The organism is Paenibacillus sp. FSL P4-0127 (genome assembly GCF_038007325.1).
Classification (GTDB): Bacteria; Bacillota; Bacilli; order Paenibacillales; family Paenibacillaceae; genus Fontibacillus; species Fontibacillus macerans.
The window spans coordinates 1,065,962-1,088,807 of sequence record NZ_JBBOWY010000001.1; the positions used below are offsets into that span (position 1 = coordinate 1,065,962).

The window sequence follows — 22,846 nt, forward strand, 5'->3', positions numbered from 1 at the left end:
TCTCTTATTCTAATAATCTCGCAGGCATTCGGGAGGAACGGTAATGAAGTTGGCGGAGCTAATCATCGAAAACTTCCGGGGGATCGGTCCGGAGGGCGTAAAGATAAAAATCGATAATATTATTGTACTCATAGGTAAAAATAACGTCGGCAAAACCACCGTCCTATCCGCCTATGAGGCCTTTGCGTCGACAGGTGCGCCCTTGAAATTGAAAGATTTTCACAACGAAGATATCAACCATAAGCCCGTAATAACCGGGATATTTGTGGATGTTGAAGAAGGGGAGTTAGCCCAAAAGTGGATCCATGACGACGAGGAATCCGGGTACAAAAATTGCATCAAAGCGCAGTACCGCTGGTCTTCGCCTGATGCGGGCGGTGAGAAGTTCTCCTTTAACCCCGCGACTGGGGAGTTCGAAAAAGGGGGCATGGGCGGTTTTGACAGTATTCTGACGAACAAGATCCCAACTCCTTTAAAAATATCTCCGCTCGACGATCCCTTGGAATTAGAGAAAAAAATCCTCGAAATCCTCATCGATGCCATCAAACAAAACACCAAAAGGGATAATACGAAGGTTCAGCAGCTTTTAGCCGACATTAAGAAATTAGCTGAGGACGTACAAACGGAAATTTCGGAAGAGTTGAATCGTTCATGCGCTATGGTTTCCGCAGAAATCATGAAGGTTTTTCCGGAAGCAAGCATCGTCCAGATTGATCCGCAGGCCAGCAAAATCGAACCGGACAAGCTGATCGGAAGCGGCAGCTTTATCCGGCTGGGCAGCAGTGAACAGCATTTAGCACCCCTTTCCAATCATGGTACGGGTCTGCAGAGAACGTTTCTGTGGTCGGCCTTAAAGATGCTTGCGGAAACCGGCAGACACCAGGTGAAAAAGAAGCCGGTCGGCGTAGGCACGAAAAAAATTCTACTATTGGAGGAACCGGAGGCTTTTCTGCATCCCTCGGCGATTCGAAGCGCCATGGAATCACTTTACACGATTGCAGAGCATTCCGATTGGCAGGTGATGATTTCCACGCATTCCCCTGTTTTTATCGATCTGACGAAAGACCATACAACCATCATCAGAATTGAAAAAGATCCCGGCGTTAACCACACGGTGAACACTTTTTCCACAGGTGATGCCAAGTTTACAGCCGATGATAAAGAAAACTTAAAAATGCTGAATTTCTGCAACCCATATTTCAACGAATTTTTCTTTGCAAATCATAACTTGCTGGTCGAAGGGGAAACCGAAGTTACGGTTGTAAAATCACTCATGCAAACCGGAAAAATCGCACAGGACTCGGTTCACGTCATCAATTGCTTGGGCAAAGCGAATATCGTGACCGTGTCAAAAATACTTAATCATTTTAAAGTAAACTACAGTATTCTTCATGACGCGGATAGCCCGAAAATCAAAAGAAACGGCAAGTACATCATAAATTCCATGTGGACGATGAACCAAAAAATGATGAGAGAAGTTGAGGCAGGGCGGACGAAGGGCCTTAACATCAAATCTTTTGTATCCATACCGAATTTTGAAGCCGAGTACCTAGAGGGAAAGGCCGACGGTTTAAAACCGTATAATGCATGGAAAGTTTTCGCTGAGGAAGAAAATGAGGCTGCCCAAAAGTTCATGACTATCATCAACAGAATTATCGAAAAAGAGCGGCATTGCAGCTTGGAATACGCAAATCTATTTGAGCTAACGAAGAAGGTGAGCGGATTTATTGCGCAAAAGGGGCTAAGCCATGATCCGCTTTGGAAAATTAGGGATGAGGATATTACGGTGGTGAATGAGTAGTATTATAGTTGAAAACTTAAAAAGCCGCTCAATGAGCGGCCAGTCTATTATGTATTGAATCAGGACATGGGCAATTTACCGGATACACGGAGTACAACGCGGATCGTTTCCAGTACGGCACAAGTATCCCGTATGGAGAAATTGGACATCCTCCCATGACTCGTTTTTTGCGGATTTGGCTGGTCATGTTGGTGAAAGTGCTTTGTCGCTGGCCAATATTGTTCCGGATGATAGGTATCATAGTGGAACTTCCAACACGCATCCGGATTATCCCGGTTGTACTGCCAATCATATTCAAAACCAATCACTTTAGGGGCTTCGCCCCTACGATCCTGTATGTACTCAGAGGCGTGCAAGGTGCCTCCGCTATATTTGATACGGATCGTTTTCCGGATTTGGGGGTATCGGCTAGGCCCTTCTTTGTTCCCGTCAAGAATCGAGCCGTCTATAATATCATCAAACTCGTAACTGACGTAATCCCAATCGGTGGGGACAATGGGAGGCTTCGGTACGTGTTTTTCGACATATTCGCTATATCTGCTCATGAAAGTTCTTTAAGCCTAGCCAAGTAAAAGCGCCAACGGGAAGCATCGCTTTCCTGTTCGCTTGTCAGATTTTCGAAATCAAAAGCTTCATCGAAGGCTTTCCCACCGTATTTTTGTTGAAGAAGTCTGATCTCACTAATTAGCATTGCTTTTTCGTCGTCGTCCGCGAACGAATCACTTTTTTGGTGTTTGCATCTTTCTACAACAAGTCCAAGAGGCTCCACACTTCCGTCACGGTGCTTGAATGGCGTGAAATGCGGAATTCGCGCATGTCTGCGAGGCTGCCGTTTGTATCCAATAAACCGGCCTTCATCAATCCAGTTATTGATCGCGGTTACGGAGACATCAAAAATCTCGGCAAGTTGGGTAGTGCGATAGGTAATACCTCCCTTGCGAGCGGTAGACGCGCTTTCATTAAAATCTACATACTCGATTAACGATTCCATAACGGTTTCAACTTCCGCTTCCGGATTTGTTGCATGGGTAATGATAGCGTAATCTCTCATTAGGTGGATTAAGTTTTTAAGTGAGCCGGCGTCAATCGTGATTAGTTCCTGATCGGATTTAGCAGCAATCTCCCTGACAAGCTCTCTTGCCTGCATCCGGAGTTCTATGGTTGTCATGAGCCACACCCCTTTGCTCATCATGTCTATTCACCTCCCATCATAGCAAACTAAAAGTTGAATTACAACTAAACTGCAAGTTAAACTGCAACTAGTATATGTTCGTATTTTATCCGATATGAGTTTGCTGTAAACACTAAATATATATTTACAAACCGACGGTCTGTATTTATAATAAACATATAAAATTTAAATGGTTACATGGAGGGGCGGCTTTGAAACAGGAGGAACGCAGACAACAGACAACAAGACGGCTGATCGACGCAACCAAGGCATTGATTGAGGAAAAAGGCTGCTATTCGATTACGATGCAGGACATCATGGACAGATCCGGCCTGTCCAAAGGGGCGATATTCCATTATGTCAAAAGCAAAGACGAAATCTTTGTTTGGCTTTTGCAAGAAGTTCTCGAAGAAACCAATAGACGTTTCATGAATGAGGTTGAGCATGGCCGCCGGAATTTCGACGACCCGATGCAGAAAATCAAGGAGAGTATTATCGAGTATGAAAGCCCATATAGCATTACCAACAAAGTGCTGCTGTATTTACTCGGCAAGGAGGAAGACCCCTTAGTCGCGGAAGCGTTGAAGGAGTATTACGATCGGTCCGTATATTTATCCAAGGTATGGATTGAAACGGGCCAGAAGTACGGAGTCATTCCAGAGATGGTGGATGCGGAAAAAACGGCGGAAATGTTCACCCTGATGACGCTCGGTTTCCGCATCCGCTCAAGCATTCCGAATGTTCGGGCGATTCTTAAAGCGCAGGACTTAACGGCATTGATGACGGATATTCTAAACCCCCGTAGAGAACGGGAATAGAAAGGGTGAGGATAAGTGGGACTCTGGTTAACCTTGCATCTGATCGGCGTTTTATTGATGGTTGGAAATATCGTGACGGCGGCATTTTGGAAAATTCGGGCCGATCTGACCGGTAACCCGCAGGTCATTCACCATGCTGTTAAGAACGTGATGTCCGCGGATTATGTTTTTACCATTCCCGGGTTCATCCTGATCGTCCTCTCAGGCGGTACAATGGCCGGATTATCGGGATTCTCGCTGTCGGGTTTAAACTGGCTTACCCTTTCCCTGAGCTTGTTCGCCGTTACCGGACTCGTTTGGCTGGCCGTTCTGATTCCGATGCAGCGCAAAATGATCGGGTATAGCGCCGATTGCATAGAGAGCGGCACCATCTCCGCACAATATCGCCGCGCTTCCCGTATATGGGCCATATACGGCACGGCCGCTACTTTGCTGCCGCTCGTTATTCTTTACCTGATGGTAACAAAAGGATTCTGAACTGCGGGTACTCTCGAAACCGAAAATAACGGAGGTCATACGATGGAACCCCTTATTGTTCTTGTTGTCGTCACGCTTGTCATTTTTGCTCTGGGAGCTGCTGGAGTAAAACGTCTGCGCTCTTGGCCTGTTGCGCTTCGAGGCGGAGTTGCAGCTATGTTTGTGTTGACCGGCACGGTTCATTTTGTATGGATGCGGGAAGAACTTATTGGCATGGTACCGTCCAGCTTGCCCTATCCCGGTCTAATCGTGACGATCACCGGTCTGCTGGAGTTGGCAGGGGCTATAGGTTTGCTGTGGCGGCCCACGGCCCCTTGGGCAGCTGCAGGGCTCTCGCTTCTACTCATCTGCATGTTCCCGGCAAATGTCCACTATGCCCTTTCAGGCCTTGCGACGAAACCGTTAGATGCATTGATTCCCCGCACCCTAATGCAAATCGTCTTCCTGTCAGCGACCCTTGCAATCATGATATTCTACTTCCGTCATCGATCTGTACGGAGAACATAAAATGTGATTCGGGAGGCTATAGCTTATGCCCGTAAAAATATTTTTCCCCAGCCTCCCAATCTCCTCTGGAGAGCTCTCTGACATAATCGATGAAGTCCTTGTAGTTGTGTTCGTTGATCACGGTGTGATACTCCCCGGGCACCTTCCGTCCAGACCAAATCGACAATAATGACGGAATAAGCTGCATTTCGAGCTGTTGTTGTCCGTTTGCGGCGATCAGCACTCGTTCGATCAATTTTTTCGTTAAATTCCCGGGAAAAGCCAATTTCTGATTAAAATAATATTTCTTCGTATCGCACGCGTCATAGTATTTCCAGTAATAATGCCCGATCTCTTCAATCGAAGCGCCCAAGCCCAATGGTTCTTCATAATCAATAAACGCATCGATGGCCTCTCTAAGGACCATTGAGGTTATCTCGCTAAGCCTGGAGGATTTCGAATTGCTGGAAAATTTTCAGTGGAAATTGTCCGAAGACGCGGTGTTGCACAAAAAAACAGGAGATCGCGACGAACTGGCCGATGAGCTGGACCTCAACATGGAAGACATCATTCGGGACAAGATATGGAAGAACGCCGCTAAATCTTCCGTGGACAAGTCCTTTGGGAGGATGACTAAGTATGCGGAGTTATGGGTGATTCTCTCATTAAAATTTAGTGTCCCCCCTAAGTCCCTTGTGGCAAACCATGTAAAAAATGGGTGTTAATCCACAATCAAGATAAGATATAATTATGTTATAAAAATACTTAGGGAGGATTATATCAGTCCAATGAGAAATCGAAAAAAAGTTGTTTTAATCACCATTGCAGCTTCGTTGGTTTGTGCCGTCGTGCTTCTGGCGCTTCTGAACATTTCAGATACGGGTAACAAAACTAAAGGCAACATGATTGTCAGAAAAGCTACCCCGGAGGAAATAGGGAATGCTAAAACTGCAAAATATGTTGACGGAATAACCACAAAGTTCGGTGATTTTGAGTATACACCCGATGCTCCCGTACCTTCGGAAGGTGTGGTTTATAACTTAGGTGACATTAGAAAAGATACTAAGATGGTAATCATAGGGGAGAAGAAGTTTTTGAAAGTTGAAGAGTGAGCTTTACGGTAAGAGAATGCATTCAGATAAGGAAATTAATGAGCCCCCTTTCCCCTGACAAGCTAAAACAACAGCTGGGTCTCCAAGAATTTTGTGTAAAACTCATTTTTAGGGAATCACTTGAGGAGTAACGAAGCTGTTGTTTTAGTTTGTTCAATTATGAGTCCTACATGGATTGAAAAAATATGTATTTTTATTTATATGTCCTTGAGGGCCAAGATTCTGTTTTCACGAGTTATTTTATTAAATGCTTCAGCTTTTGAATTTACACCAAGCTTGTTGTATAGCTTCTTTAAATGATTTTCAACAGAACTTTCACTGACATTCGTTTCACTGGCAATTTTTACATTTGTATATTTTTGAGCTATTAAAGATACAATTCTTTTTTCACTATCAGTCAAATCAATTTCCCAATAATGCTGAACTTCTGGAGAGCGATGTATCCTCATTCTGCTAAATATTGTTAAAGGGATCATCGTATAACCATTTATAACATTACGAATTAGTTGATGAATCTCCTTTGTGGATGCATTTTTGTTCATAACTCCGCTTACTCCACTCTCAATGATTTCATTAAGAAAAGGCTCAAAATCATATCCTGTATAAATAATAGTATTAATCGCAGGAAATTGCTCTTTTATATGCCGTAATAGTTTAAGACCAGAACCATCAGGTAGCTTTAATTCAAGTAAAACTACGGATGGATTTAATTGTTCTATAAGTTTTAAACCATCCTTACCATTTTTAGCCGAGCCAATCACTTTAATGGAGGTATCTTCCTCTAAAATGATTTTGATACCAGCACTTACGGCAGGTTGGTTATCAATAACAACTACATGAATTTGTTTTGTCATGAAAACCCTCCTTTTTTCTGATGCGCCTGTTCCCATATCTAGCAAACTATATGTTTTGATCTACATTTCAAAGACTTATCACCTACTTCATTGTAAATCTTTTTCATTACAATAATCGTACCAAAAATAACAATATTTTGAATCCTTATTTTTTCTATGGTTTTCCTCAATTTAAGTTGCAGTGAGATAATAGGATATTTGATTGAAACCATAAGGAAAAATACAACCAAGCACATAGAAATCAATGTATCAATTCCTTCAAAATGATATATAGTTAATATATGGAATATATTCCTTGAGAGGTTAATAGAAGGGAGAGATGCACAATGAAAATAGTCAAATGGCTGTCATCAACCGTAGTAGCTACTGTCTTGTTGCTAGCATTTAACGTAGGTGTTTATGCAGAGTCTGGTAATTCTTCTGAAATGAATGTGAGTTTAGGTTCTATGGAAAAAGTTGAATTAAGTCAAAGCGAGCTGGAAGAAATATTTAAACATATGGTTTGGCAAGATTCATCAGAAAGTCAAATACCGAAGGTGCCTGAAAATAACTTTGCAGTTAATTCCTCACGTGTCGTTTTTGAATATAGTGGATTAGGGGAATCAGAAATCTCTCAATCAAGTAGTACACTCACTGTTCCCGATTCAGACTACGGACGCATTGTGACGGTAACTGTAGTACAGTGGGCAGACAATCTCAGCATAATTAGAAGCCCACAAGTTCTATATATGTTGATAAGCAAAGACTTTCAAAAGGACCACTATGTAACCGGAAGGTATACTAGTGAAAATACATCTTTTGATTTTAGAGGGATACCCGAGGGAGAATATTATATATGGGTTCAAAATGTAAACAGTTACGATATCTCCGGGAATGGATATGCGGATTTATCGCCACTTCCATATCCATAAAACTTAAGAAGTGGAACATCCTTTAGAGTACTGCTCTATAGCCGTTCCTTGGAAGAGAGCAAGCTTATTTTTCGCGTGATAGAGGATGTTTTGGATACAATGGACGTGAAGGAGAAATAGACTGGGGCGAGTGAACTGATAATGATACGGACTTAGATACTTGGACTAATAAAACCACTCCACTTCAGTTTAGCGGAGTGGTTTTATTGTATTAAAAAATCGTTGTATCCAGGACAGTAACTTGGAATTTGCAGATAGTTTCCATTCATGCCGTGTATGCTAGTAATTGTCTCTCTACCTTCCGTTAATTAGTTCCCCTTCATCTCCATCCCCCAAATTACATCCCTAGTGATCTTCGTAATCAACGCGATCTCTTCCGCATTTCTACCACTTACCAACTTCAAATGTTCATCAAGTAAACGCTGCTTGTCCAATGCTTCTTCCGACTGAACTAGCTCCCCTGCCGGTACGTCTAAAGCCAAGGCGATTTTTTCCAATGTTTCCAAAGAAATATTGCGATCTCCACGCTCTACGCTGCCTATGTAACTGTTATGAAGCGAAGCAGCTTCGGCTAGTTGCTCCTGGGTCCAATTCTTCTTTCTTCTACATTCGCGTATTCGTTTTCCAACAATTTTTGGTAAACTCATGGATTTCCACCTCTTCTTTTAGTTTTGGCAAGGCACATATATAATTATAATAGAAATATAAGCGATTTAATAGTACTTATAAGTATAAAAATAAATGAGATTATTTTTTTTGGTCTCCCAAGTTCCCTCTGTTGATACCTCCCGGAAACTTGACTACACTTCTACATAGAGAGGTGAATCTCGTGACGGACAAAAAGGTATTAAAGCTCGTAGGAGCTAGAGTTCGTGTGCTGCGAAAAGAAAAGGGGTTGTCCCAGGAAGCTCTAGGAGAGAAGGGCGGCTTCCATTTTTCATATATCGGGCAAGTTGAACGTGGAGAGAAAAACGTATCACTTGTGAATTTGGCCAAAATTGCAGAGGCTTTGGAAGTTAATTTGATCCAGTTGTTTGCTTATGTTGAAGAAGAAATGAAAATAACTCTTATGGATCGCTCTATCCAAGAGATTGTGGACATGCTTCGAGAAGCTAATGAAGAGAAAATGAAGCTGGCTAAGAATGTTTTGAAGGAGATTTTAAAGACGGATACCTCATCATAAAACAGGTATTTATTTTACGATCCTACAATTAAAGAAACTCGCCTTCTTTTGTGTAAAGAGGGTGAGTTTTATTTAATATTGGGTGTTAAAATAAAGAAAACAAGATGTGGAGGGATAGTTATGACTGAGGATTTTTATTGTGATGAGGTATTAAGTGGCCGTACTTTAGTAGAGAAAGTATTTGAGACTGAGAATGTTCTTGCATATCATCACACTCGCCCTTATTATCCTGTTCACATTGTTGTGATTCCGAAGAAGCATATATCATCTCTACTAACACTAGAGCAAAGCGACAATGAACTCTTAATTGAGTTGATGGACGTTGTTAAAAAAGTGGCATCACAAGTGCAATCTGAGCATGGAGCTTGCAGGGTACTTATAAATTTGGGGAAGTACCAAGACTCAAAACATCTTCATTTTCATGTATTTTTTGGCGAGCCATTACGTTAATTCGTATTTGTCTTGCAATAAGTCCGATTAATTTGACGAATCCCCCGTTCCGTAATAAGTTGGAAGTAGGAAAATTCAACCATGGGCCAAAGCATGGCCACACCAAGAACGACAAGAGGCGGGCCCTATACCAAGGGGGTGGACCGTCTCTTTTTTGCATGGGGACGGGTACGGCTCAAACTCTATTACAGAATGATAGGAGCACAAACATGAATGAAGAGCTGATCAAGATGCTGCTCGCTTTTCGGGAGGAGCGGAACTGGGGGCAATTCCACAATCCGAAGGATTTGGCGATCTCGCTAAGCTTGGAGGCTTCCGAGCTGTTGGAGAATTTTCAATGGAGATCGTCCGAAGACGCGGTGTCGCATAAAAAACAGGAAATCGCTGACGAACTGGCCGACGTGCTGATCTACGCCGTGTATTTGGCCGATGCGCTGGACCTTAAGATCGAGGACGTGATCCGGGACAAAATGCGGAGAAACGCCGCCAAATATCCGGTGGACAAGGCCTTCGGCAAAATGACCAAATATACCGAGCTATAGGAGTGCAGGCAGCATGATTATTTATAGCAGCAACGCGTTGAATTTTAGGGAGTCGGTGGACCGCAACCAAATCACCGTGGAGATCGAGCAAGCATTCCTCAACAAGATGGGGATGAAACCGAGCCCGGGCGAAAAAAGAGCCTGGAACAACTCCATGCAGTTCATGGAACGAGTCATTCGCAATTCCAACATTGCCGACGATTGTGGCGTCATGATCGAATACAATATCCCGGCGACCAGCAAGCGCATCGATTTCATCGTGGCGGGGCAGGACACGGAAGTCCGGGATAACTTCGTAATCGTGGAGCTGAAGCAGTGGGATGCGGCCCAGGCGACCGACCGGGAGGATGTGGTCGTGGCTTACATCAACGGCAGACAGCGCGAGATCCCTCATCCGTCCTACCAAGCATGGTCTTACCGCCAGTTTCTGGACGATATGAATGAAGCGATTCACAGTAGTGAGCTTAAGGGTTATTCCTGTGCTTATTTACATAACTATCGCGTGCCGGAGCCTGATCCGCTAAAGAGCGAACGCTACCAAAACATCATCCGGGAAGCCCCGTTATTTATGGCGGATGATACGGCGAAGCTCCAGGAGTTTTTACATCAACACGTCGGCAAAGGAAACGGCATTAATCTGCTTTACTTAATTGAGAACGGGAAAATCCGCCCCTCCAAAAAGCTGATCGACCATGTGGACGGGCTATTCAAAGGGAACGCCGAATTTATTTTGCTGGACGAACAGAAGGTCGCTTATGAGACGATCATCAGTTTGGCCAAAGACATGAGCCGAAAAAAAACGATCATCATCAAAGGCGGGCCGGGTACTGGCAAATCCGTCATTTCCATGAACGCGCTGGGCGGCTTGCTGAAGCAAAAGCTGAACGCCAAGTTTGTCGCCCCCAACGCCTCCTTTAGAACGGTCATGGTGGAGACGCTGGCGAAGCAGCAGCCGAAGAACAAAGCGCGGGTTCGCAATTTGTTTGCGGGATCAGGTCAATTTGTCGATACCCCGGAAAATTTCTTTGACGTCCTCGTCGTCGATGAGGCCCACCGCCTGAAAGGAAAAGGGGCTTACCAATACCGCGGCGTCAATCAGATCGAGGATATTATCAAAGCCTCGAAGGTCAACGTCTTTTTCATCGATGAATTCCAGCGGATTCGGCCGGACGACATCGGCACTGTGTCCGAAATCGAACGAATCGCTAGTACTTATGGCTCCGAAATTCACGAATACACGCTGTCGGCCCAATTCCGCTGTTCGGGAGCTGAAGGTTTCATTAACTGGATCGACCACGTGCTGCAAATCCGTCCGACGGCCAACTTTAACGGCTGGGACCGGGAAACTTTTGAGTTCAAACTGCTTGACACGCCTAATGCCGTATATGAAGAGATCAAAGCGAAGGTAGACGCTGGGTATAAAGCACGGATGCTTGCCGGATTCGCCTGGGATTGGACCAAAGACACCGAAGGCAACCGCAACGGCGAAGTCGCGGACGTGACCATCCCGGAGCACGGCTTCCAAATGCCTTGGAACGGCCGTTCCATCTCCAGCACCTGGGCCATCCACGAGGCCGGCGTCGAGCAAATCGGCTGCGTCCATACTTCGCAAGGCCTGGAATTCGACTACGTCGGCGTCATCATCGGCAACGATCTGAAATACGATCCAACGACCATGGAACTCTACGCCGATTATAACGAATACAAAGACACCATGGGCAAAAGAGGCCTGAAAAACAACCCCGACCAGCTAACCAAGCTGATCAAAAACATCTATAAAGTGTTGATTTCCCGAGGGATGAATGGGTGTTATTTGTACTGCCGGAACCCGGAGTTGAGGGGGTATTTGGAGGGGCAATTGGGGAACTCCGCTGAATGATGCCTAAATTCTCAAATCAACATTCAGGATAATAACAGAAAATACCCCATTATGTGCTATGATATGAGGCGATAGAACTACTACAAATTTCATAATATGGAGGAAAAATGGTGTCTAGTAATGATGTAATTGTATTGAATGCAATTTTAGAACAACGTAGGGCTGAAATTGCGAAGTCAATTAGAGAAGACGATTATTTTGAAGTATTTTCCTTCGAGCAAATTTTGAAAAATAACGATTTATCATATGAGGAACTTGAGAGCGGTAAGATAGGTTCTGGTGATGATGGTGGTATTGACGGGTTCTTTCTTTTTATTAACGATGAATTAGTCGATGAGGATTTTAGCCATGAAGAAGTAAAAAGAAATCCCAAAATGGATCTAGTTCTTATACAGGCAAAGCAATCTTCTTCATTCAGTGAAACTGCTATGGACAAAGTTATATCAACTGCGTTTGATATCTTTGACCTATCAAAAAAGGAGAGGGATATCAAAGGACGGTATAATAGCTTTCTTGTTAAGAAGATAACACAATTTAAAGATATATATGTTCATTTAGCCAGAAGGCACCCACAATTATCCGTGAAATTTGTGTATGCAAGTAAGGGAGACAATCAAGACGTACATCATAAAGTAGAGGCAAAAGGAAAAAGCCTGATTGATATTGTTACATCCAAGTTCGCAGGTTCCGAATGTACGGTGGGTTTTATTGGGGCAAGACAGTTATTAGACGCAGCTCGTACTGAAAAAACTTACACACTACAGCTTCGATTTCTTGAAAATTATATATCTCGGGGAGAAGACAACTATGTAATTCTTTCGAAGATAACCGATTATTGTGACTTTGTTTCTGATGAACGAGGAAGTTTAAGAAAATATATATTTGAGTCAAACGTTCGAGACTATCAAGGTGAGGTAGAAGTAAATAAAGATATAAGACTAACATTAGAGCATGAGGATACGCTTGATTTTTGGTACTTGAACAATGGTGTTACGATTTTAGCATCGAATGCAAGTATTGTAGGAAAGACAATAACATTAGATGATATCCAAGTTGTAAATGGACTCCAAACAACTACAACAATTTTTAACTATTTAACTGTGGATAGAGAGCGTTGGAAGGATGAAGGCAGGGCCATATTGGTTAGAATTATTGTAACCAAAGACCCCGAAGCTCGGGATAGGATTATTAAAGCGACAAACAATCAAACTACCATCCCTACCGCTTCATTAAGAGCAACAGATCGTATTCAACGTGATATTGAAGAATACTTGTTGCAAAACGGATGGTATTACGACAGAAGAAAAAACTATTATAAAAATCAAGGAAAGCCATCTGATCGGATAGTAAGTATTCCTTATATGGCACAGTGCATCATGTCCATTATTTTAAAAGAGCCGGATAATGCTCGAGCAAGACCATCGTCATTAATAAAACATAATGATGATTATAAAAAGGTATTCAATGAAGAATACGGACTAAAAGTTTATCTTACCTGCTCTTCATTAATGAAGAAAATTGAGTACTTTCTTAAAGATGTTCCAGAAGAGTTGGACGATTATATACAATTTAGATTTCATTTAGGGATGATGACTGTCATAAACATATTAGGTAGAAGCAGTTATTCCGTAGCAGAGGTTACTACATTAAGTATTGATACAATAACTAATGATTTATTGATGGATGTATTCGAAAAAATGGTAGGTATTATAGATGAATATAAATCAAAACATCAGGGATCATTGGACAAAATATCTAAAACTAGGGATTTAGTGGAAAATTTGATACAATCACTTTAAGTTTTACAAAAGGCTGACCAACACGGTCAGCCTTTTGTAAAACGGATACTACATCAGAATGAATACGAACCGTTCCTTTTTCTATTTATACTCTAGATTCAGTCTCTACTCGTCCCCCTCCTCCAACCCCAATAACATCCCGCGTGATCTTCGTGATCAACGCAATCTCCTCCGTACTTCTACCGCTTACCAACTTCATATATTCATCAAGCAACTGCTGTTTATCCAATAACCTCTTCTGGACGAAACAATTCCCCTGCCGGTATGTTCAAGGCTGCAGCAATCTTTTCTAGCGTTTTCAGTGAGATATCCTGATTCTAAAAGGGAAGAGTCCGATATGAATAAGGGCCCTTCTCTTTTATTTCAGATGGGCTGAAAGATTTCATTATGACGCTGATCCATCTTTTAATTTTTCAGTAGAGGAGCGTTCCATTTTTTGTGCTCTTAATACTCGAAACGGTGTTCTGCCTTTTATAAATTTGGTGCCGTCACTCGTTTCATTAATTCGCTCAATAAGATAGGTTCTTGGGAAAAACCGCTTTGTTGACTCATCTTCATCAATTCCTACATGGACATAGGCTTCTTCCGTTGCCATATAGGCTAATAATTTCGCCTCTATGAGAGAGTTATCCTCACCTGTTACGAAATCCAACAATATTTCCGGGGAATGTACAATATAAGGGAGCAGATAGAAAAAGACGAGCTTGTCCTTAATAAAATTAAAGCGACCTTTATTTAGTGACTTTAAATGTTTTATTGTAATGTCTCTCTTTTGAATATTTTTGTATCCTTCAAGACCACAGTATTTAAATCGGTCGTGGTATCTAACAGCACCTTTGGCCATTTTTTCAATTCCAAGTAGATGACAAAGATGCTCTTTCCTAAAGTCTAATTTGATGATAACTCCGTTATCTAATTCAAAGATGTAAGTGTAAGGTTCTAAATACCGTTCATAATATTGACGCAATAGCTCTAAAGATATTTCGTCAATCCTGGGTTTAGCCGATAATTTGGACAATGCTTCTACATCAAGCATCCGGTAAGCTCCTTCATAAATAAAAAGCTCTGATGCAATCAACATCAGAGCAAGTAAGTGTGATATGGCGACAAAGGTTTCCGTGTCTTATTTAACGTCCCCACGGCGTGGAATCGAGGGTCGCCTCCCCGATGACCTAAAGGTCCCTTTTATTTCTATTCCCATTGTACGTCTAAATATTCCAGAACGCAACAACTCAGGGCGTTTAGACTCTATTAGCCCGGTTCAAAGGGAACCTAACTCGTGGATTTGGGGGGAATTAACTATTATGCCTCCAGTTAATTAATGGTAAAATATAATCTCCCCGTAAGTGCATTTCTATTCGTTCTTTTTATTCCTTAGTAAGGAAAGAGCGGGGTTTTTAGAGAACATTTTTATACTTGGTGGATGGAGCCTAAGATAAAGTTGCATGACCGACCTAATGGATTGTGTATTCAGGAGAAACGTTTTAAGAAAATCTTAGCTTCCGCCACTTATAAATTGAATAACCCCTACTATAGTCAACAGTAGAAAAATACCCAAAATAATCGCAACTAAAATAAGGACTACCTTCTGTATTTTACGTGAGGCATTCCGGGATTGGCTTAGCTGCTGTTCAACATCATGTAATCGCTGTTTAAGCTCATGAATATCTTCCTTAACATCCTCATGCTTGCTTTCGTTGGGCAGGTTTGAATTCATCACAACCTCCTATGGCAATATTTAGTATCAATTCCTTATTTGTATCATAAGAAATTCTCGCTGGAAGTGCAATTGTAAATAGGCAACTCATATCGGGCCAAGAACCATTCTAGTACTCATATACTAAACATCTTGACACAAGTCCTAATCCCATTAGACTAGTAATTAGTGGGAATTAATTGTATATGGGGGGCTCTTTGTTGAAAAGATTATCTATTATATCTATTGTATGTGTGTTGTTATTTAGTTTAAGTGCTGTATCCGCTTCAGCGGCAACCAATGGATCAAATGTTTTTGTCGATGGGCAGCCGCTTTCCTCGAAATCCATAAACCGGAACGGGGAATCATTCGTACCTTTCCGGGAAGTATTTGAGAAGCTGAATATAAACATCGGGTACGATAAGAAATCCGGTCAAACCACGGGAACCGCGGATCAATTAAAGGTAACATTTAAAGTCGGCAGCAAAACCGCATATGTTAATGGAAAAAAGAAATCTCTGAAGGCAGCGCCCTTTACTCGGAACGGCACGACTTATATTCCGCTTCAATTTGTTGGGGCAATGACGGGGTACACCGTCAATTACTCGTCGAAAGTGAATGGTATTTTAATCACAAGCCCTTCTTTTGGAGGGGCCTCATACAGCGTTGAGGGAATTGAGGTATTTTTCACTTCTTATGGAACCGTCGAGATTGGTCTCAAAGCCGAAGAGGAATTAAATATGATGAGAGAACTGGCCGAGATCAAGTCGGACTACAATGCGGCTAAGAACTCTCCGAAATACCGTGTTATCGGCGAACCTCCAACCGCTGAAGAATCGAAGGATCCCGGGTATAAAGGGTACCCCGATTATTTTGATGCCAATTATGTTGCTGCGGTAGATAACAATGAGAAACTGCCGCCGCTGATGAGCGAAGGTTGGATCTCACTGGCTATGCTCTCGGAAATCGAAAAAATTGTTAATTTGGGCAGCAGCGATAAAAGTAAGCTTTCGATCGGCAAATATGTTGGTACTGAGGTTGTCAGATACGAAATCCCCTTAACCGACGAATACAAGAACGCCAAAGAAGGCGATTTTGTATTAGGAGATTTGCGCGTCAAAAAATATAAAAATATCATGTACTTGAATCTTGAAGATTTAAAAAAGGTAGGGCTTATTGGTTCGGAAATAGAGCAGGAAGAACGCTTTGAGTTGTCCTGATTTTCTGAGTCAACGGTTCGTTCGATTACAGGGCGCTCGCTTGAGTGCTCTGTTTTTGTTTTTTAACGAGGTTTGATAAGGCGACAATTGTTTTTCAAATAATTATGGATAATTTGTTAAAAGTATAGAAAAAGAGAGGATAAAGGATATTTATGGAGAATAATATATAAAATTAATTAAAATGTTATATTTTGCATTTTTATGACGAGATAAATCCAGGATAGAGGGTGTGGATCGTGATAAAAGTGGCTATGTGTGGTGATGATGCAGATTGTTTAGATCAAGTTGAAAAGATGCTGAATGACTATGCTTGCAAGAATAGGCTGTCGTTTTCCATTCACAGTTTTACCAGTGCCGTCCCTCTGCTTGAAACGATGAATACAGATTTTCAAATCTACATTTTTGATTTTAACATGACTTCAAGGAAAAAAATGAGGTTGGTACATTCCATAAAAAAAATGGACAAGTACGCTTATTTGATTTTTTTGACATCGGCTATTGAGATGGCTAAAGATACTTACCCTGTTCCGATTATCAATTATTTGACCAAACCTCTCCATCAAACTGCGCTGGAGAGGGAAATGGACAGGGCGATAAGACATACTGAGAAAATTGCCAACAACTATATGTTCATTAAAAACCACGACGGATTGTTTAAAGTCTTTTTGCCAGGGGTTTATTATATCGAGACCTTTAACAGAAATTTGTTGATCCATACGGATCACGGCAATTACTTATGCTTCAAAAAAATGCAACAACTTGAGAACGAGTTAATCAATTATCCATTTATAAGATGCCATAGTAGTTACATCGTCAATATGGATTACATTAGGAGAATTACGAATAACGAGATCGAGCTCGAGAATCGCGATAAAATTCTAGTCAGTAAATGGAGGAGGAAAAACGTTGTAGAGAGCTTGACTAGTTATATTGAAAACGTTTAAAAGTGTGGATCATTCAGAGCTAGATTTGGCAAGTATCGGAGGTATGGATACATGATAAAAATAGCTATATGTTTGGACAGCCCCAAATTATTGAAGGAGATCCACGGCTACATGCAGCATTACTGCACTTTGAACGATACGCATCTGGATGTCAGAAAATATTATAACTTTCGCGGCTTTTTGAGAGACATTTATTATCAAGCGTTCGATCTGGTTTTTATGGATCTCCCTAAGTCCGGGGAACAGGAATTTGCCATCGTCGAGAAAGTAAAAAAAATCGTCCCGGATGCAGTTATAGCTTTTGTGTCTATAAGTTCCGCCTCCATTATCGTAAAGGAGCCTAACTTGGCGAATGTTGTTTTTATAACAAAGCCGATCAATTACGGGAAAATTGAATTTCTAGTTAACGAAATCAGAAATGTGAAATCATACAGAGAAAGAAAAAGCCTGTTGGTTAAAAATGATCAGGGTATTTTTAAAATCAGGTGTTGCGACATTATATTTTTAGAGCGTTGTCAGAAGAGCGTCATCATTCATACGAATACTGAAGAAATCAATAGCTGCAGAACAATGAAGGAGTACGAATCTAAACTGCGGGAGCCTGTTTTTTTTCGATGTCATACGAGTTTTATTGTGAATACGAATTATATTGCCAATCTACACGATCATGAATTGAGCATGATTAATAAGAAAGTGATACCCGTAAGCCGTTACCGAAGAAAAGGTTTGATTCAACTTATGTTGAGCCCAAGCAGATGTGAACCCATGAATCCGGGTGCAGGGTCAACTTTTTCAAAGCAGGTGTGAAATGAAAATAGCGGTAATCGATTCGGGCGTTAACCTAAAAGATGAACTACTGCTCGACCAAACTATTGAAACCATCGCAATGGGACAAGGCCGTTATCAATCATGCTCAATCGACGATAGCGGACATGGAACGGATATCGTAAAAATTATTTGCGGACAGACCATGGCTCCGCACATCGTTTCCATCCAGGTGCTCAACCGCGACAATAAAGGCTCTGTTGATGCCTTATGCGCAGCCATAAACCACTGTGCTGAAACCGGGGTTGATTTAATCAACCTAAGTTTAGGGCTGCGAAATACAAGCAGCGAGACCATACAAAAATTAAAGTCCTGTTGCGATGCAGCGGTGAAAAAGGGAGTGGCTATTGTCTCTTCCAACCATAACGACGGAAATACGGACCTTCCGTCCTATCCGTATGCTTTTGACGAAGTTATTGGGGTTTCCAGTTCCCTGGGGATTGAGCAAAAAATAAAATTCGACCGCCAAACGAATAAAATCATTTTCTCCGACAATATTGTCAGCGTCCCTGACCGAAATAGGGTGATACTTCAAAAAGGAAACAGCTTTTTGGCGCCGATCATAGCCGGCTTGTATAGTGAATTTCTGAAGGAAACGGTGGATCGCTCCGACATTCACCGCGATTTTTTATCGTTCATGGAGCATGTTCAGTGCAACCATACGAACCTGTTTTTCTATAGAAACAAGAGTCAAAGTTACGGCCAGTTCCATGGCAAAAAAGTCGGTTATTTTTATATGAAAAAAACCGCTAACGACATTCATTTGCTTAACCGGCTCCATCAATTTGCAACCGTTCGTTTATTTCATATGGCCGAAGAAATCGACCAATGCTCTATTTCCGGTTTGGACTTTTTATTTTTTGGAGAAATCAGCAAAGGTGAAGCGATGCAATGTGAACCCGTATTGTCAAAACTAATTAACGCCGCCGCCAGGCAAGGCATACATTTGGTGATGATGGTGCCCTTTATGAGCATTCATCAACGATTACAGGTGTCGGAAAAGTATAAAATTTACGTACAGAGCGCATATATCTAGCCTCCAAAAGGTTGCAATTTTATGAAACTGACCAATTAGCCCAAATAATGATACATTTAATCAAAAGCGCTATGTACAGGAAGAATATGGTTTTATAGTTAAGACATAAAACTTACTTGAGTAAGTGCATGAAAGGAGGGAGAACGATGAGCAAAGAGCTGGAAAAAGAACTCAACGTTTTGGACGAACTCGAGGAAATCGAAGGCTATGCCTACTGCAGCACGCATAAGGACAAATGCTTGAACGATTGTATCAACCCGCTTCCTAATGCTATGATCGCAGACATAAATTAACAAAAAGCGGATGAAAGACCTGGAATCCTGATGCTTTTATTGCAGACGCAAATTAAAAATAAAAGGTTTTAAACTACGATTTGAAACCAAGTAGTTTAAAACCTTTTATTTTACATATATAAAAGTTAAATAGATTAATTCGTCCAGTAAGCCGAGAAAGGATGTAATATCATGGTAGTCTTGGAGGCTATGTATTTAAAAAAGTATTATGGAGTTGCCCCTAACCTGATCAAAGCCTTGGATGGCGTCAACTTATCAGTGAGCCGCGGAGAGTTTGTCGCGATCGAGGGAACTTCGGGAAGCGGCAAATCAACCTTGTTAAATTTAATCGGCGGACTCGACAAACCTACGGAAGGAAAAGTGGTCATCAACGGATGCGAATTGTCCAAACTTAGCGATGATCAACTCACGGTGTTTAGGAGAACAAACATCGGGTTTATTTTTCAAGATTACAATTTGATCCCTGCTTTGAATGTCTACGAAAACGTTATACTTCCGGTTGAACTGGATCATGGGAAGATTGATAAAGATTATTTAACAAGTATTTTAGAGATGCTCGATTTATCCGATAAACAAACGAAATTAATGAATCAATTGTCCGGAGGACAGCAGCAAAGGGTGGCGATTGCAAGGGCACTGGCAACGAAGCCGGCGATTATTCTGGCCGATGAGCCGACGGGCAACCTGGACAGCAAAACAAGTGCCAGCGTGATGGAACTTTTGCGGATGAGCAACAGAAGGTTTAATCAAACTCTTATTATGATTACGCATAATCCGGATATCGCCAAACTTGCTGATCGTATCGTACGCATCGAAGACGGAAAAATAATGCCAGCAGTTCCGGAAAATAAGGTGGTAGAAAAATGGCGAAATTAAATACTTCAGGGATAAAAAGATTATCCAAAGCGAACTTAAAGGCGGATAGAGTTAAATATTACTTTGCCGGCAGTATTATTGCTTTGGCTGCATTTTTATTAACGGTTGTATTGACATTTGGATATAACTCTTTTACGAACTTGCAAAATGATTCCGATTTTCAGGCCATTTTTTATAATGTCAGCCCTGATGAAATTTCTCGAATACAACAAGTAGAGGAGATCGACAAGGTTGGGCTTTACCTGGAGGTGGGCAGGGAGAAACAAGAGGAGCGATCATTATCGATTTTGTATACGGATCAGACGATGATGGATTTATCGAATGCCAGCATCGTTCAGGGCAAGTTTCCGACACAGCCCAATGAAATGGCGATAGAAGAAGGCTACTTTTCGGCCGATGCTCCCAAACCCGGTATCGGGGATCGCATCGTAGTGGAGTTTAGAAACAACGCCAGCAAAGAAATGCAGACGAACGAATTTGTGATCTCAGGCTTGTTACAAACGACTGCGTCCGGAGAGGCAAATCGGATCAGCTACAACGCCTTGGTATCAAAGGCGTTTATCGCGGCCGATCCGCACCTTTCCAAGGCAAAATATTCCGCAGCCATTAAAGTGCAAAATGCCGGCAGCTATGCCAATGAAGAACTGAAATCCAAAATCAAAGATATCGGAAATCAAATCGGCTTTCCTGAGCAAAACGTTCAGATCAATAATATGAACGTAGATACCAACAATCTATCAGGCGGCACCATCCTGATGATTTTTTGCATCATCGTGGTCATTGCATTGGCATGCTGGGTCGTAATCTACAACATTTTTTATATATCGATTATCAAACAAATCAAACAATATGGACAACTACGGGCATTAGGAGCAACGCGCAAGCAAATTAAAAAGATGGTGAAATATGAAGGGGGATATGTATCCCGTAATTTTATCCCGGTTGGCGTTCTCCTAGGATGCTTGATGAGTTGGGCCATGAATCCTTCCGTTTGGACGTTCCTTCCCAGCCTGCTTCTCGCTATAGCGGCAGGTTTGTTTACGGTTATAACGGTACGGTTTTCATTAAACGCGCCGGCCAAGTTTGCAGCGAAAATATCCCCGATCGAAGCGATTCGCTACATCGGAGCGGAAATCTATATCTATAAGAGGAAAGAGAAGAAAAGCTCGAAACGGCTAACCCCCTTTGCTTTGGCCGGGATGAATTTAACAAGAAGCCGAAAAAAAACGCTGTTGACGTTGTTATCGTTGATCTTAAGCGGCGTTCTGTTCATTTCATTTGCGACACTGCTGAATTCGGTTGATGCGGTCTCCAGAACTCAGCCGAACTTCCCGAATAACGGGAAGTTCGTGATTCAAATCAACAGTGAACTTTATTCTGAAACGGTGAATTTAAGCGATCTGCAAAGCGAGAATCAGCTCTCCGGGACTTTAAAGGGCAGCATCCTCTCCATAAGCGGAGTCGATCGTGTTATAGAACGTCAGTATATCGAAGCCACTATTAAAGGAACGAGCGAAAGTGAAGGACCTGCGGTGGTAAGCGTAGAAAACATTTCTCCGAATAATATAGAGCCATTACGAAAGCGCCTGGTTCAAGGAAAAATACCTGAAGTTGATTCTTCGGATGATTCCTATATTCTGATGAACAGCGCCAGTAGTGCTTTCGAATTTTACGGCATTAAGTACGCCGTTGGCGACCGAATTTCATTTATCATTGGCAATGATCGGGACAAGGTTGAACATGAGTTCGAGATCATTGGCGATATAGCGGATAAAAACATGGGAACAGAGTTTTACTTGCCGTCCAAAGTCATGCAATCCTTAGCCCCTTTTAATCCGAATCAAAGTTTTGAAGTGGTTCTCAAGGAAAATACGAATGAACAAATCGTGAAAGAGGAGCTGCAACGTCTGATTCAAAACAAGGACACTTTAAACGTACTTTCATTTTCTGACATGGTGAAGTCCAATAAGGCGGGCTTTCGAATGATCACGATTGCTGTGTACAGTTTTATGATTTTTATAGCCTTATTTAGCGTTATTAATCTGTTGAACACGGTTATGACCACAATTAATGCGAGAAGAGTCGAAATCGGAATTATGCAAGCCATAGGCATGGATCGGAAACAGTTATTCGCCATGTTGGGTTGCGAAACCGGGTTTTTAATTGTTGGAAGCTTCGTGATTTCTCTTCTTGCAGGGAATCTTATCGGGTATGGGATAAGCGAATCTTTAGGGAACGTTGGCGGACTTTCTTTTATTCATTATAAATTTCCGTGGCTTGCCATTTTCTTATATGTATTCGCTACGTTGCTGATTCAAGTTTGCGTACTCCGGTTCATGAGGAGCTCAATGTCAAGGCAGACTGTAGTGGAGAGATTACGATAAATGGGGATGAGGTTAAGCTAACCACATATGCTAACCATCTAGGCTACTTCAGAGTACATTTAAACAAAAACCATTTCGCCAGGTCTCAA

Annotated in this window: 25 protein-coding genes; 19 read left to right on the forward strand and 6 right to left on the reverse strand. The window is 41.9% G+C overall.

Annotated features, from left to right (window positions below; translation table 11 throughout):
- Positions 1-43 precede the first annotated feature (43 nt).
- Entirely contained in the window at positions 44-1,801 is a 1,758-nt protein-coding gene (locus tag NYE74_RS04720) for an ATP-dependent nuclease (protein WP_155619252.1), read from the forward strand.
- A 541-nt stretch (positions 1,802-2,342) separates the two neighbouring features.
- Here the strand turns inward: NYE74_RS04720 and NYE74_RS04725 are convergent.
- Entirely contained in the window at positions 2,343-2,993 is a 651-nt protein-coding gene (locus tag NYE74_RS04725) for a helix-turn-helix domain-containing protein (protein WP_036618664.1), read from the reverse strand.
- Between the two features lie 191 nt (positions 2,994-3,184).
- Between NYE74_RS04725 and NYE74_RS04730 the strand changes: the two genes are divergently transcribed.
- Genes NYE74_RS04730 through NYE74_RS04740 form a run of 3 tightly spaced genes read left to right on the forward strand, consistent with a single transcriptional unit; the run spans position 3,185 to position 4,774 of the window.
- On the forward strand, positions 3,185-3,790 hold the full coding sequence (locus NYE74_RS04730; RefSeq protein WP_036618666.1) for a TetR/AcrR family transcriptional regulator: 606 nt from the start codon (positions 3,185-3,187) through the stop codon (positions 3,788-3,790).
- 15 nt (positions 3,791-3,805) lie between these two features.
- Positions 3,806-4,267, forward strand: a complete 462-nt coding sequence (locus NYE74_RS04735; RefSeq protein ID WP_036618668.1) for a DUF2269 family protein — start codon at positions 3,806-3,808, stop codon at positions 4,265-4,267.
- 42 nt (positions 4,268-4,309) lie between these two features.
- Positions 4,310-4,774, forward strand: a complete 465-nt coding sequence (locus tag NYE74_RS04740; RefSeq protein WP_036618671.1) for a DoxX family protein — start codon at positions 4,310-4,312, stop codon at positions 4,772-4,774.
- 16 nt (positions 4,775-4,790) lie between these two features.
- Here NYE74_RS04740 and imm47 read toward each other — a convergent pair whose 3' ends face one another.
- Positions 4,791-5,180 carry an Imm47 family immunity protein gene (imm47, locus tag NYE74_RS04745; RefSeq protein ID WP_155619253.1) on the reverse strand — a complete coding sequence of 130 codons (390 nt, stop codon included), beginning with the start codon at positions 5,178-5,180 and terminating at the stop codon, positions 4,791-4,793.
- 34 nt (positions 5,181-5,214) lie between these two features.
- On the opposite strand from imm47, the gene NYE74_RS04750 reads away from it, so the two are divergent.
- Positions 5,215-5,478: a hypothetical protein gene (locus tag NYE74_RS04750; protein ID WP_155619254.1), complete on the forward strand. Its 264-nt coding sequence runs from the start codon at positions 5,215-5,217 to the stop codon at positions 5,476-5,478.
- Positions 5,479-5,541: 63 nt separating this feature from the next.
- Positions 5,542-5,865, forward strand: a complete 324-nt coding sequence (locus NYE74_RS04755; protein ID WP_155619255.1) for a hypothetical protein — start codon at positions 5,542-5,544, stop codon at positions 5,863-5,865.
- Positions 5,866-6,062: 197 nt separating this feature from the next.
- Here the strand turns inward: NYE74_RS04755 and NYE74_RS04760 are convergent, their stop codons facing one another.
- The gene (locus tag NYE74_RS04760) at positions 6,063-6,719 is read right to left on the reverse strand and encodes a response regulator transcription factor (RefSeq protein ID WP_196427450.1); all 657 of its coding nucleotides are present in this window, start codon (positions 6,717-6,719) and stop codon (positions 6,063-6,065) included.
- Between the two features lie 326 nt (positions 6,720-7,045).
- Between NYE74_RS04760 and NYE74_RS04765 the strand changes: the two genes are divergently transcribed.
- Positions 7,046-7,630, forward strand: coding sequence for a hypothetical protein (locus tag NYE74_RS04765; RefSeq protein ID WP_155619257.1), 585 nt, complete (start codon positions 7,046-7,048; stop codon positions 7,628-7,630).
- 308 nt (positions 7,631-7,938) lie between these two features.
- Here the strand turns inward: NYE74_RS04765 and NYE74_RS04770 are convergent, their stop codons facing one another.
- Entirely contained in the window at positions 7,939-8,277 is a 339-nt protein-coding gene (locus NYE74_RS04770; RefSeq protein WP_128630615.1) for a helix-turn-helix domain-containing protein, read from the reverse strand.
- Between the two features lie 182 nt (positions 8,278-8,459).
- Between NYE74_RS04770 and NYE74_RS04775 the strand changes: the two genes are divergently transcribed.
- The 5 genes from NYE74_RS04775 (at position 8,460) to NYE74_RS04795 (ending at position 13,483) form a co-directional block, all read left to right on the forward strand.
- Complete coding sequence (locus tag NYE74_RS04775; RefSeq protein WP_240752217.1) at positions 8,460-8,813, forward strand: helix-turn-helix domain-containing protein; 354 nt, start codon at positions 8,460-8,462, stop codon at positions 8,811-8,813.
- A 120-nt stretch (positions 8,814-8,933) separates the two neighbouring features.
- Positions 8,934-9,263, forward strand: coding sequence for an HIT domain-containing protein (locus NYE74_RS04780; protein ID WP_155619259.1), 330 nt, complete (start codon positions 8,934-8,936; stop codon positions 9,261-9,263).
- A gap of 209 nt (positions 9,264-9,472) precedes the next feature.
- Positions 9,473-9,805: a nucleotide pyrophosphohydrolase gene (locus tag NYE74_RS04785; RefSeq protein WP_155619260.1), complete on the forward strand. Its 333-nt coding sequence runs from the start codon at positions 9,473-9,475 to the stop codon at positions 9,803-9,805.
- A gap of 13 nt (positions 9,806-9,818) precedes the next feature.
- Positions 9,819-11,684: a DUF2075 domain-containing protein gene (locus NYE74_RS04790; protein WP_155619261.1), complete on the forward strand. Its 1,866-nt coding sequence runs from the start codon at positions 9,819-9,821 to the stop codon at positions 11,682-11,684.
- A gap of 110 nt (positions 11,685-11,794) precedes the next feature.
- Positions 11,795-13,483: an AIPR family protein gene (locus NYE74_RS04795; protein ID WP_196427451.1), complete on the forward strand. Its 1,689-nt coding sequence runs from the start codon at positions 11,795-11,797 to the stop codon at positions 13,481-13,483.
- Between the two features lie 385 nt (positions 13,484-13,868).
- On the opposite strand, the gene NYE74_RS04800 is transcribed toward NYE74_RS04795, so the two are convergent.
- Together NYE74_RS04800 and NYE74_RS04805 are read right to left on the reverse strand one after the other, a co-directional pair.
- On the reverse strand, positions 13,869-14,519 hold the full coding sequence (locus NYE74_RS04800; RefSeq protein ID WP_155619263.1) for a PBECR4 domain-containing protein: 651 nt from the start codon (positions 14,517-14,519) through the stop codon (positions 13,869-13,871).
- A gap of 459 nt (positions 14,520-14,978) precedes the next feature.
- Entirely contained in the window at positions 14,979-15,200 is a 222-nt protein-coding gene (locus NYE74_RS04805; protein ID WP_270619876.1) for a hypothetical protein, read from the reverse strand.
- Positions 15,201-15,400: 200 nt separating this feature from the next.
- Here NYE74_RS04805 and NYE74_RS04810 point away from each other — a divergent pair, with 200 nt between their 5' ends.
- From NYE74_RS04810 to NYE74_RS04840, 7 genes are all read left to right on the forward strand, one after another.
- Positions 15,401-16,399: a copper amine oxidase N-terminal domain-containing protein gene (locus NYE74_RS04810; protein ID WP_164815225.1), complete on the forward strand. Its 999-nt coding sequence runs from the start codon at positions 15,401-15,403 to the stop codon at positions 16,397-16,399.
- Between the two features lie 236 nt (positions 16,400-16,635).
- The gene (locus tag NYE74_RS04815) at positions 16,636-17,343 is read left to right on the forward strand and encodes a LytR/AlgR family response regulator transcription factor (protein WP_051985177.1); all 708 of its coding nucleotides are present in this window, start codon (positions 16,636-16,638) and stop codon (positions 17,341-17,343) included.
- A gap of 51 nt (positions 17,344-17,394) precedes the next feature.
- Entirely contained in the window at positions 17,395-18,150 is a 756-nt protein-coding gene (locus NYE74_RS04820) for a LytR/AlgR family response regulator transcription factor (protein ID WP_036618691.1), read from the forward strand.
- A 1-nt stretch (position 18,151) separates the two neighbouring features.
- Entirely contained in the window at positions 18,152-19,204 is a 1,053-nt protein-coding gene (locus NYE74_RS04825; RefSeq protein ID WP_036618694.1) for a S8 family serine peptidase, read from the forward strand.
- A gap of 146 nt (positions 19,205-19,350) precedes the next feature.
- Entirely contained in the window at positions 19,351-19,497 is a 147-nt protein-coding gene (locus NYE74_RS04830) for a pseudouridine synthase (RefSeq protein WP_115311321.1), read from the forward strand.
- A 171-nt stretch (positions 19,498-19,668) separates the two neighbouring features.
- Positions 19,669-20,373 (forward strand): ABC transporter ATP-binding protein, encoded by a 705-nt coding sequence (locus NYE74_RS04835; RefSeq protein WP_124332339.1) that lies wholly within the window; start codon positions 19,669-19,671, stop codon positions 20,371-20,373.
- Complete coding sequence (locus NYE74_RS04840) at positions 20,361-22,757, forward strand: ABC transporter permease (protein WP_036618696.1); 2,397 nt, start codon at positions 20,361-20,363, stop codon at positions 22,755-22,757. The genes NYE74_RS04835 and NYE74_RS04840 overlap by 13 nt, the downstream gene beginning before the upstream one ends.
- Positions 22,758-22,846: the final 89 nt, after the last annotated feature.